Source organism: Nostoc sp., from assembly GCF_036917355.1.
Classification (GTDB): Bacteria; Cyanobacteriota; Cyanobacteriia; order Cyanobacteriales; family Nostocaceae; genus Nostoc.
This window is the reverse complement of record NZ_JBALDP010000015.1, coordinates 17,123-30,023: the sequence shown is the minus strand read 5'-3', so window position 1 is coordinate 30,023 and position 12,901 is coordinate 17,123. Positions and strand designations below refer to the sequence as shown.

Below are 12,901 nucleotides of genomic sequence, written 5' to 3'. Positions count from 1 at the left end.
TTAAAAGTTCCCTTAATGACATTCTCGACTGAGTATTAAACGTCCATCAGCAAGTCGATAAAGTCCTTGTGGTTCAACTATTGCATCGCCTTTTTTCCAAGTCTGCGATGTTGGTTCAACATTACGCACTTCACCTGTAGAATAGATTGAAATTAATCCATCTCCCGGACTACTACGTAAAGCACCAGAACCCGTGATGAAGAATGTACCCTTTTGTTTTGAACTGCGAACAATGCAACTATTAGCGATCAGTGCATTAGTATTGATGACATTTGGGGATAATCCGGTAAAGCTGTTTTGAATGTAACTGGTATCGGGTGCGTTAATATTTGTTATACCTGATACACCTAATTCAGAACTTGCAGTAATATCGCTTTTTTCGGTTGGTTTTGTCTGCGCTTCGATACCGAAGATACCTTGCGAATTGATTTCGACTCTTCCACCAGAACCAGTGTATGCGTTGGTGCTGATGTCGCTGTTTTCTTCAGGGCTGGCGACGATGAATTTTGAGTCTATATTGATGTTACCGCCATCGCCACCTGATTTGGCTAACCCCGCAGTTGTGGTGATATTGCTGTTACGACGCAATAGTAATAAATCTGTAGCTGTTAAGTTAATATTTCCACCATCGCCAGAGGTAGTTGCAGCAGCAATAATTCCTTTATTATCTAGTTTTACAGTACCGGAATTAATGTTAATATTCCCGGCAATTCCATCTCCAAAGCTACTAGCAGATAAAGCTGCACCATTGAGAGATAAATCACGGACTGTAACGTTAATATTGCCGCCTTCACCTTTACCTGTGAATCCTGCATCTATTGCGACTGTGCTAAAGATGCCAGTGTCAAAGTTAGAACCATCGAGAGTTATCCCCTGAAGAGAGAATTTTCCGCCAGCATTAACGGTGACGTTACCTGCATTTCCCTGTCCAATTGTTGCAGCATTGATGTTAGAACCATTTGTGAAAGAAATGTCACCAGTGGCATTAATTAGCACATTTCCAGCATCGCCTTTACCAGCAGTAGTGGAATATAGAGCGGCACCATCGGATAAAGAAAAATTACGCCCCTGAATTTCAATATCTCCACCCTTACCTACTGCATTTGGGCCAAGAATGGAGAATAAAGAACTTTTTCCCGAAATAGAAACATCACCACCTGCTCGAATTGCAATCTTACCAGCACTTCCATCTGTGGCAATAAATGTTGCTATACTACTATCTTTGATTGTTGTGTCACCCAATGTAGTTATCAAGACATTACCCGCGTTGCCTTTACCATTAGACAATGTAAACAAATCAGCGCCATCAGATAGCTCTAAACTACGGGCTACAATCTCAATATCACCACTGTTACCTATCCCTTCTGGCAACACGCCGCTAACTATTCCGCTACTAAGTTTTTCACTGCGTCCAGAAACTGTCACAGCACCGCCTGCTTGAATTTTGATATTCCCGGCATTACCTTCACCTGACGTACTAGCACTCAGGAAAGAACCATCTGTGAAAGAAACATTCTCTTTTGTATTTATTGAGATATTGCCAGCATTCCCTTTACCACCAAGATTGCTGTTAAAAATGGCAGATTCTCCGCTTACAGAAAAAGACTTTGCAAAGATATTAATATTCCCGGCATTACCTACACTTGTTTTGGAGATGCTGTTACTTATACTACTGTTATTGGCAAGAGAAACTGTATCTGTTGCTTGGATTGAGATATTACCACCGTTTCCTTTACCAGAAGTGCTAGCGAATAAATAAGAGCCATTATCTAAAAAGAGCTTTCCTGTTTGGATATCAATATCTCCACCATTACCTACTAATTCTGAAGTTGCACTACTAAAATATGCTTGATTATTTAAAGATAAAGTATCTTGAACTTTAATCGAGATTCTACCAGCATTTCCCTGTCCAGAAGTATAACTATTAATCGCGGCATTATCTAATGATAAGTCTCTAGTTTGAATGTTGATAGTGCCAGCATTACCTCTAGCTTCATCAAGAACAGTAGAACTAATTTGAGTGAAGCCAATATTATTAGTATCGCTGAGAGAAATTTTCTCTGCGGCTTGAATAAAAATATTACCTCCATCACCCAGCCCAAAGGTATCAGCACTTATTTGACCTTTGTTTTTTAAAAATAATTCTCTGGTATTGATGCGGATATCTCCACCTTTACCTACACTATCCAAACTAACGTCACTACTAATACGGCTGGGTAATTTACCTTCTCCTAATTGCTCAGTAAAAACCTTACCAAAACCGTCTATATTAATAGTTTCACGGGTATTAATGGTGATATTACCTGCATTACCTATTCCATTTGTACCTGTATCAATACTTGCACCGTTTGTCAACGATAGCAAGCCAGTTGTGAATTCTATATTTCCCCCATTACCAACACCTCCAGTTAATATATAACTTTTAATACCAGCAATTGAATAGCCAACTATCCCATCTAGCTGAATTGTGTCACGGGCATTAATAAAGATATTACCTGCATCACCTTTACCAGAAACGGCGGTAGATATTTGTGAACCACCCAATAATGAAAGGGTTCCAGTATTAACCTGGATATTTCCACCTTTACCCACACCATCAGCAAACACCCGGCTACTAATATTACTACTACTATCAAAAGTAATATCATTAGCATCGATCGTAATATTTCCCCCATCGCCTTTACTATAGGTACTGCTGCTAATAAATCCCCCATTTGTTGATTGGAGAGAACCCGTTTTTATCTGAATATCTCCAGCTTTACCTGTACCTTCTGAGTTGACGATACTAGTAAGACGGCTATAAATTCGACCTTGCTCGCCATCGCTTAGGATAGTATCTACAAAACCATCTAAACTGATGGCATCACGAGCATTGATATTGATACTACCAGCATTTCCTTGTCCGAAAGTTTGGGTGTTGAGTTCGGAACCTTGTGCTAGAGAGAGAGAAACTGTTTGAATGTTAATACTACCACCATTACCTACACTCCCTTCTTCCGCAGAACTATAAATATTACTACTATCTGTAAGCGCAATATTATCCCTTGCTAGGATGGAAACTTTACCAGAATTTCCTTGCCCAAAAGTACTGACATCTAGAAATGAATTCTTACTTAAATTCAAGGAACCTGTAATTATATTAATGTCACCTGATGTACCAACAGCGTCTTTTCGCAATGTGTTGGAAATAAAGCTGGTATCAGTGAGATTTATGGTTCCTGTGGCGTTAATTTCAATATTACCACCTTGACTATTTGATGTTCCTAAACCTGTCTCTATACCTGCTCTAAGTTTACTTTCTCCTGCTAAATTCACATCACGGGCATGAATTTTGATATTCCCGCCATTCGCACCTCTAACATTAACTTCTGCGGCGTTATTGAGAGAAACATTTGCTAGTTCTACACCATCAGGCACTACCAAACTGATATTATCATCTGCAATATTTAATCCCACATTACCCGGTGTAGCCAAACCTGCTAACTCAATATTCCCTTCATAAGTGCGAATACTACCACCATCAATATTGATATTTCCACCGACAAGCAGCAAACTTTTACCATCAGCAACTCGCAAACCCGTAACATCTTCAGCAATAAGATTTTTACCAGCATCGGCTTGCGATTGATTGGTAATTCCTGCATTCGCTTGGATTTGATTAAACAACAACGCCGAAGGATTAATCGTCAATAATGCTGTTGCTTCAGGATTCGTCGCGCTAAAAACCCCCTGATTTCCAAACTGAATTCCGTTCGCTGTTGTGCCCACAAACGAACCCTGCACATCCAAACTCGCATTTTTACCAAACATAATGCCATTAGGATTTAGCAAAAACAAATTTGCATTACCCAATACCCCCAATGTCCCGAAAATATTTGATGAGTTACCACCAGTAACGCGAGAAAAGATATTTGTTATTCCCTCTGGATTAGCGAAATAAACGCCTTGACCCTCACCGATGTTAAAATCTTGAAAACTGTGAAATAGGTTAGCACCATGAGCCGCACCGCCCTCAATGCGGTCATTGTTTGTATTAATAGGAATGACTTGCGATCGCTCCTTTCCCAGGCTGTTATCGGGAGTTAACTGAGCAAAAGCAGGATGAATAGAAACTGCAATACCTACCACGCATCCCAGCCATCCTGTGACAGCAACCGGCCAAATTTTCACCATTTCTATTCTGCCTACTATTTTTATAGTGATTCTTAGTTGTTTAATAAAGACCTCACCCTAACCCTCTCCTCTTAAGAGCTACCGTGTACACACAAGTCGAATTTCTTCTTAAATCCCAAAGATTACCTACTTAATCGCAGTGATGGTTGGGGTGGGGTAAAACCTCACCTGAAACCTTAGTAAATCAGGTTTCAGGTGAGGTTTTGAGAATTTATGCAATAAATATATTGAATTCGGGTGGTCGTTCATTGAATTCGGGTGGTTGTTTATTGAATTCGGGTGGTCGTTTGTTGAATTCGGGTGGTCGTTCATTGAATTCGGGTGGTTGGTTATTGAATTCGGGTGGTCGTTTGTTGAATTCGGGTGGTTGTTTATTGAATTCGGGTGGTCGTTCATTGAATTCAAGCAGTGGTTAGGGTGGAGTAAAACCCAGATCCTTGAACAACTTCAGACTTGTGTGTACACCGTAGCCTTTTAGGAGAGGAGATCAGAAAAACTTTTATTGCTGGAAGGGGAGTAGGATTCAAAGACTCTCTCCTAAAAGGAGAGAGGTTTGGAGTGAGGTCAGAGTGTGTTGCATCAAAATGAAAACTGCTATATTTTTTCGCTGGCAATTTTCTGGAGGTATTCAATTCGTCGCTGAATATTTTTTTTATCTACGTCATCACCGATAAGCATTTCGGACTGTGCCAGTTCTTTAACTAAAGTTGCTCCAGTTTGCCCTAGTTTACTATTACCAGTTGCTTTTAACGCTTCTTCCAGGGCTTCATACCACAGTTCATTTTCAGCATAATAATTTATGCTTTCTGGAATGCTTGTAAATCGATTTTTAGCAAGTGATTGAGGATTGATAACGGTAAATTCTGCACGTCTAATAATCGTGTCGTTTTCGCAGTCAATTGCAATTTGCCATAAATATGTTTTACCAACTGTGAGTTCGGGGTATTCGAGGGGAAGTTTTAGTTTGTTAATCCCGACTGTTGTGGGTATTTCTTTAACTTGACCAATTTTTTTAACGGTGTTGGGTGAATCAAATTCATACAGTTGGAATCGCGCATTTTGAGAACTTGACATATACCAAGCTAACATTGGACGCGTGGAAGCACTTTTACCGATAAATGTCTGAGGTGCAAGCTGTGTCAGTGGTATGCCGCTAGCTGAACATCCACGCGAACCACCCGGACGGGTATTGTCGCTGGCTGGTTTGCGATCGCGTGGTTTAAACTGAGCAAATGCTGGGACTGCGGTTATCAGGAAAACTACACCTACAACCAAGCTTGTAAGTCTATGCTTATTTTGCCAAAATCCGAAATGTTGATGACTCATGGTAAATGCTGTTGATAGTATGCTTATCTAAAACTTTTGCAGAATTCAGAATTCTGGCGAATAATGCCTTTATTCTTTCTTAAAATTACTTCATAGGTGTCCAACTAAGTTCGCATATAGTTCCACGTGGAGAAAGCGATTCACGGCGAAACTCTCCTCCTAATTCTTTAGCAAGCATTTTAAAATGTTTTGTACCTTTATTTTCTAGTTTTGATTTAATACCTGAACCGTTATCTCTCACGGATAAATTGTATTTATTTGCACTATAAACACCCGATGCTTGAACGCGCTTGACTCCTTGGGCATGTTTACCAACATTACATAGAGCTTCTTCTAAAAACAGACATATTCCCCGTTTGTGTTCTATGTTTAAATATTTATCATCAATCGGTTCAAAATTGCGAATTTTTACTTTTAATGTTTGAAAATGTTCAAAATCTTTACGTTCTAATGTACTTGAATAAACTTCATATAATAAATCGTGCAAAGGTCGTTTTAATTCAAGTATTAATCCGCTACCTAAACGCAAACTCTCTTCTGTGGTTAATGCTTCGAGTTTGAGAAATTCACCAACTTCTCGAATTTCGCGATCGAGTTTTTCAAATTGCCCAACTAGTTGCTCGTAGGGGATATCTTTAGCACGCAGATGCTTTAATCCATAAGCAAGAGTTTGCAAAGGGCCATTATGAATTACGGTAAAAGTATGTTGAATTGTATTTTGACGTTCGTTAATTTGCGATCGCAAGAATTTATCATGCTGGTAAAATGCAAAAGCACTCAAGCCAAGCCCATTTACAGCTAAGATCAGCAAACCAGGTGCTACCGGAATCCATATACCCCACAGCCACAACATCATATACCCGCAGCTAAATAGAGCAAATCCTGCTACGCCAACACTAAGTATATTTATCCAAACCGATTGGGTAAGGCGTCCGATAATTATCGGCATAAAACCCCAAACAAAGATCCATGCGTATTCTTCTATATCTCCCCAACTATGCAACATTGGGCGACTGTCGATTACACTACTAAGAATTTGACCGATCGCATGAGCGTGATATTCAATGCCATAAATTTGACCGTTTAATTCTAAGTTTGCCAATGTAGACGTATAAAAAATATCGCCAGTACTCGTGTTGCGGTTGCCAACTAATACAATGCGATCGCGCAATAATTCTGCATCTACTTTTCCATTTAAAATGTCGCGTAGCGAGACAACATGAAAAGGCTTGGAAGTATTGCGGAAATTTATTAAAATTGACAATCCGCCATCATCAACATTAACGTATCCGCCAAAATTATGAGTGATTCTGGGTAATTCAATCCCCCGAAATCTCATTGTATTGGGGTCATTTTTTCCTGTTTCCAATTTAATTCCTTTAGCTTGAAAGTATTTAATAACTAACCGCATCGCTAAAGAATATTTATCTTGGTTGATATTGTTAGGATTATTAGGATTTGTTGTAAATAACAAATAGCGTCGATTTTTGCTATCCCCATCGTTAGGTAAATCGACAAATCCAACTCGTTCAGGTGGGAAATTCTGGGGTGGAGGAGTTTGTTGGGGTGGTAATATTTTTTGAATCCCGATAATATTAGAATTCTGCTGCAACACCTGCGCAAGTTCTTTACCGCCAGGTTCAACAGGAACATTTTTGAAGATATCCAGCCCAATAGCTAAGGGTTTATAAGTTTCCAGCTTAGTGAGTAACTCTGCAATCTTCTCATCTGGAATGGGATATTGATTAACCCATTCAATATCCTTTTCATCGATACCTACAATTACTACACGTTCATCAAGTTTTTCGACTGGACGCAGATATAACATTTTATCGAAAAGCATCCATTCCCAAGATTGCATTCCTCCAGTTATACGTATCAATATCACCATAAACAGTACCATGATTCCAGGAGGTGCAGCCTGTAACCACAACCCAAATTCTTGGCGAATGCGATTCCAGAAGATTCTCCTGCTCATATCATGTCTAGATAATTAGTTATAATTTCCACAGTCATTGCACCCCCACACGTCATACCAATTAAAAATTAAAAATTAAAAATTAAAAATTAAGAAAGCCAGACAGAACAAAGGTTTGGGAGTATGTATCTGTCGCATTCTTTTTTTCAAATTGGTGTCAGATGCTTCATTTGGTGAGATAAAGGATAGCTTTGATTCTTTGGGGTTTTTCGAGTTTAATAAGTAATTAAACGAACATAATCTCATCTCGCTTTTTACCGAATTAAATTTCCCCGAATTAATCGATTAAACCTTCATCACGGGAACGAATTTCAGTTTGAATTCGCATATTCTTACCACTTTGCTTGCAGTCTTCAGGATATACTCCCAACACATCCTGAATCTTTGTCCAGTAAGTACGTACTGCTCTTTCTGATTTATACATTCGATCGGCGATCGCTCTATCTGTCAAACTCTCTTCAAAAGCCAACCGCAACACTTCTAACCATTCTGGTTTGAGTTCGATTCCCGTTTTGATGTCTTTGGTGTGTGTTGCACCATGAAGGGACAAATTAACCCGCATTAGCATTTCATCTTCGGGTAATCCTTTATCTGCGATCGCAAATCCAGCTTGATGATTATCAATCTCGTGTTTGATCCGAATTAACGCCTTCACATAACTAGTTTGCACCATGAAATTCTGATGGGGATATTCTTGGAGCAAAGTTTGCAACAGCTTAATTCCGGTATCAATTTCTGCTGTCTCCCCTTGGCGATCGGGAATTGATAAATCCATCACAATCAGGTCAAAGTGATGATATTGAAGTTGAAAAAGTGTCTCTTTTGCCGTCTGAGCCTTAATAATAGCAGCTTCAGGATACTGTCTACTTAAGACATCGAGCGTACCAGTTAAAATTAATTGGTGGTCATCTACAACCAGAATACCCAGCTTTTTTTCCACTGGTAAATATCCAAAAACTTGATGTTCTTTTAAATTTACTACTACCATATTTTCATCCAAATTCAAAGTTTCTTTAAGCTTTATGAAAATTTTCTTTGTCTCCGGCGTTTAACTTGAGAGTCATATCTTGCATCTTTTAGCCTTAACTCATTGAAGTATGCGCTCATTTTAATTGGAGATGAATTTTCAAGCTATGCAGAAAAGTGCAAATCTAGAAGTGCGATCTGATTTTGAATTCGGAATCATCAATAGACCTCTTGCAAAAGTGGTTTTTGCAAGAGGGGGGAAAAGGGTAAAGGTTAAAGGGGAAGGGGACAATACAGAACCTTTTCCCTTTTCTCTTTTCCCGACTAAGATGTGTGTACACCGTAGCCAATTTTGGGAGAAGGGGTTGGGGATTTACGCCAGAGGTTTAAGTTTTTCACCTCGGAACTGGTACTTGATTAATTACTGACGCAATTACCGCATCCATTTGTAAACCATCCAGCATCGCTTCTGGTTTCAAGATGAGACGATGACGTAGCAACGGTGATGCAACTGCTTTTACATCATCTGGCGTTACAAAATCCCTTCCTGCTAACCACGCTATGGCTTGAGATGTCTGCAACCAAGCACCGGTAGCGCGGGGTGATGCACCCAAAGTTAGATCGGGATATTGACGCGATATTGTCACCAATGCCAACAAATAATCAACGATCGCTTCTGATACTTTAACTTCTTTGACTGCTTGTCGTGCTTGCAAAATGTCGGCTACTGTTGCGATTGGTTTCAAACGGCTAATATCTAAACGTCGTGCTGCAAAACCCGCCTGACGATTGAGTAACATTTGCTTTTCAGCAGCTTTATCGGGGTAATCTACCACCAGCTTAAATAAAAATCTGTCTAACTGTGCTTCTGGTAAAGGATAAGTACCCTCAAATTCCAGAGGATTTTGTGTTGCAATTACCCAAAATAAATCTGGTAAAGGCAAACTTTCACCATCTAGTGTTACCTGCATCTCTTCCATTGCTTCTAGCAGCGCCGCTTGTGTCTTGGGGGGAGTACGGTTGATTTCGTCTGCTAGCAGGACTTCGGTAAATATTGGCCCTTTTTTCAAAGTGAAATTGCGGCTATTCAAGTCAAAAATATTTGTACCAGTAATATCTGAAGGTAAAACATCAGGTGTTAATTGAATCCGGCGAAACTCCCCTTGAATTAACTGTGCCAACACTTTTACTAGTAGAGTTTTCCCAGTTCCCGGTACTCCTTCTAAAATTACATGTCCACCCGCTAGCAACGCTACTAAGAGTTGCTGTATTAAGCTAGATTGTCCGACAATTACTTGATTAAGACCTTGACCAAGACGAATTAAGATAGGATGTGTTTCACTCATATTTTTTATTGATAAATAACTAACGCAGAAATACTATGCATAATTCCAAAAAATTAATTTTTAATTTTTAATTTTTAATTTCCCTAATGGTTCGCCATTTCCCCAACCAGCTTAACAGGTCTCGTTCACTGATGGGTTGTTTGCGAGATTGTAGCTTTAAAACTGCATCTAGTTCTGCTGCACTTGCACCTGTTTTTTCCATCCAGAAATCGATCAAGGCTTGACGTTCTAATAGTACTTGCCCTAATCCCAAGGCTTTTTGGAGTTGTAGTTGTTCTTGTTTACCTACCATTTCAACAACAAAGTCGGTGGTATCAGCTTTCTGCAACACCCCGGCTAAAGCTTGGATGTATGCTTCGCTATTATCTACAACTGGTGTATCTAAAGCTACTGGCTTGCCAAAGCGGCGATTCTGCGCCCAAACTAGCACTAATAGCAGGATACCTACCTGTATCAATATTGGAAGTAAAGGAGTTTTGGCAAAAAAGCTAGATAAATCTCCTTCGCTTTCTTTCTTTCTGACATCGGCATCTTTATAGCCGTGGATGTATTCATCGACAAATACTGTGTTATTTTTTTCAAGAACCAAACTAGCTAAATACTTGAAATTACTTAAATAATCTTGGTAGGCATTGGCGGCTAAATAAGGAGTGGTAGAAAAAATCACCTTTCCTTTTTTGTAATTTTCTTTCCAGACAACAGCACCAAAGCGATCGCCTAAATTAACTTGCTTAGAGTTAGCTTTTTTATATCGTCTACGTGTATCAATTTTAATATCACCTTCAGGAGATTTGTGCATAGTGCTAAACTCCGCTTCTGTAACCCGCGCCTTCGCACCCAAAATTACCAAAGTATTCCCTTTCTCTATCCATTCCCGCTCTTGACTATCCAGTATGGTTTCTCTGGGATAGCCGCCTACTTGTAGGAAGGTAATTGGGCTGTTCTCTGGCTGAATATCACTAAAAGGCTTTTGCCAGCGCTTGATAGAAATTCCCTGTTGTTGCATAAAAGCGTACCAAGCACCATAGCCATCAGAATTCCGGTTGTAGGTAGAGCCAGCGTTAATTTTAGTATTATTAGGAGCTGCGAACAAACTAAGTAAAACGATCGCAGCGAGTGCGATCGCTCCCATCCAAGCAAGGCGATTTGGACGTTTCATTTTCGACTTTCATTGCCTTTGAATATCACTGTTAATACTTACTTATTTTTCAGGTAAAGTCAAAATATACTTTCTTTAACTTCTTGCAGCGATCGCCTGTTTGATAAATGCTTCTAAATTTTGGGTAGCAGTGGTATTGTCAAACAGAACCTTGCTTGAGAGTTTTAGGGCTTCACGAACTGAGTATCGCCAATCAATATCTACGGCTAATCGCACTGCAATCTGAATATATTGCGAGGTATCATCTGCAATTGTTTGTGTTACAGCGATCGCTTGCAAAAAGCCGTAGGAATGACGCCCCCGCATAAACTCACCAGGACAAGTGACAATTGGTAAATGACAGGCGATCGCATCTAGTGTTGTGTTACCACCCGCCCAGTCGAAGGTATCTAAATAAATGTCTGCCAAAGAAAGCAAGTCAAAGTAATCATCACGCGGTAAGACAGGAGAGAATACGCAATAGTCAAGACTATCTAACCCGACAGCCGCAAATGCCCGTTTCAGACGTTCTTGAGAAATCCCAGAGCGAAGAAACATAAACTGAGCATTGGGAACTTGACGGGCAATTTCTGCATAAACGTAATCGTACTGCGGTAGATATTTATAAGCAGCTTGACTAGAGATGTAGACGATAGCATCTTCTCGTAATCCAAAAAATAATCGGTTGCGCCTAACTGAGTCAACTTTGATAGTAGGATAGGAAATCCCAACACCAGGCAAACGTACAAGGCTTTCGGTGTAGTGATATTGGCCATTCACAGGCTCCATCAGTTCGCTAGATAAAAAATAGTCAATGGTGGGTAATCCAGAAGTTACAGGTTGCCCCCAAGCCATACATTGAATCGGCGCTAAACGGAGTCCAGCAATGCATAGTGTTGTGGCATCCATTCCTAATTCTGGAAAAATTAACACATCAAGGCGATCGTCAATAACTTGTTGACAAAATAGCGTTGGAATTACTAATGATATGATCGCCTATTAAACTCGAAAAATCCTAAAAAGTCTTCAGTTTCCCCAGGGATTCAAAAAACTTTTGCACTGTCTTTAAATGTAATAAAATATACTTAGTTAATACAAATAAATACGGAGTTTATGTGTACTATCGATAATCGATAGAACCTAAATAATTCCTGTAATCTTTTATAGATATGAGTTACAACTGCGATTCTTGGAAATAGTGTAAATCCTGCATCTGGCTGCATTATCGCTTATGTTTTAAAGGAGAAGATTGTTCGTGCTATTTGAGCGGTGTTGTATGGACGAGAATGAAAAACGAATCCTTGACTCATGGCAGATGAATGCTAAATTATGGACACAAGCAATTCGTAATAAACAAATTGAAAGCCGTGCGATCGCCACGGATGCCGCTATAGTTAAAGCGATAACCAAACTTAATCCAAAAACATTTTTAGATATTGGATGCGGTGAGGGATGGTTGTCTCGACAGCTTTTTTCTTTAGGAATTGATGGCTGGGGTGTCGATTTTTGCGCCGATCTCATTGAGACAGCAAAGGATAGTGGTGATTCTCGCTTTGTTGTCTGTTCGTACTCGGATCTTGCATCACAAAGATTTAGCACTATTAACTATTTCTCTTGCTTGATCTGCAACTTTTCAATTCTAGGCGAATGCGCTCTTGATGAGATCGCTAAGGCCGGTCATAGCTTGTTAGAGGACAAAGGCAAAATAATCATTCAAACACTTCATCCGATAATTGCTTGCGGTGACTCTCCATACTCCAATGGGTGGCGCGAAACTTCATGGCAACCAAATGCAGATCGACAATTTTACCCTACTCCTTGGTATTTCCGAACCCTGGAATCATGGATCGACGAATTCCATGCTTTGAATTACCGATTGCTAAATTTATATGAGCCATCCGATCCCAAGACAAATAAACCAATTTCCATTATTTTTGTCTTTGAACGGGAGTAAAGTATTAATTAACCGGATTT

8 protein-coding genes are annotated in these 12,901 nt (G+C 39.7%); 1 reads left to right on the top strand and 7 read right to left on the bottom strand.

All coding sequences use genetic code 11. The features are described 5' to 3' along the window. Positions 1-12: 12 nt before the first annotated feature. The 7 genes from V7K53_RS04040 to V7K53_RS04010 form a co-directional block, all read right to left on the bottom strand. Entirely contained in the window at positions 13-4,173 is a 4,161-nt protein-coding gene (locus tag V7K53_RS04040) for a two-partner secretion domain-containing protein (protein ID WP_335196356.1), read from the bottom strand. Positions 4,174-4,767: 594 nt separating this feature from the next. Then, positions 4,768-5,499, bottom strand: coding sequence for a DUF928 domain-containing protein (locus V7K53_RS04035; protein WP_335196355.1), 732 nt, complete (start codon positions 5,497-5,499; stop codon positions 4,768-4,770). Between the two features lie 85 nt (positions 5,500-5,584). Further along, positions 5,585-7,477 carry a CHASE2 domain-containing protein gene (locus tag V7K53_RS04030; protein ID WP_335196354.1) on the bottom strand — a complete coding sequence of 631 codons (1,893 nt, stop codon included), beginning with the start codon at positions 7,475-7,477 and terminating at the stop codon, positions 5,585-5,587. 277 nt (positions 7,478-7,754) lie between these two features. Then, a complete protein-coding gene (locus V7K53_RS04025; protein ID WP_334873657.1) occupies positions 7,755-8,465 on the bottom strand; it encodes a response regulator transcription factor in 711 nt (236 codons plus the stop codon). Between the two features lie 373 nt (positions 8,466-8,838). Next, positions 8,839-9,789, bottom strand: a complete 951-nt coding sequence (locus tag V7K53_RS04020) for an AAA family ATPase (RefSeq protein ID WP_335196353.1) — start codon at positions 9,787-9,789, stop codon at positions 8,839-8,841. A gap of 67 nt (positions 9,790-9,856) precedes the next feature. Next, entirely contained in the window at positions 9,857-10,948 is a 1,092-nt protein-coding gene (locus V7K53_RS04015; RefSeq protein ID WP_335196352.1) for a DUF4350 domain-containing protein, read from the bottom strand. 75 nt (positions 10,949-11,023) lie between these two features. Continuing rightward, entirely contained in the window at positions 11,024-11,860 is an 837-nt protein-coding gene (locus tag V7K53_RS04010) for an O-linked N-acetylglucosamine transferase family protein (protein WP_335196351.1), read from the bottom strand. Between the two features lie 343 nt (positions 11,861-12,203). Between V7K53_RS04010 and V7K53_RS04005 the strand changes: the two genes are divergently transcribed. Beyond that, positions 12,204-12,881: a class I SAM-dependent methyltransferase gene (locus tag V7K53_RS04005; RefSeq protein WP_335196350.1), complete on the top strand. Its 678-nt coding sequence runs from the start codon at positions 12,204-12,206 to the stop codon at positions 12,879-12,881. Positions 12,882-12,901 lie beyond the last annotated feature (20 nt).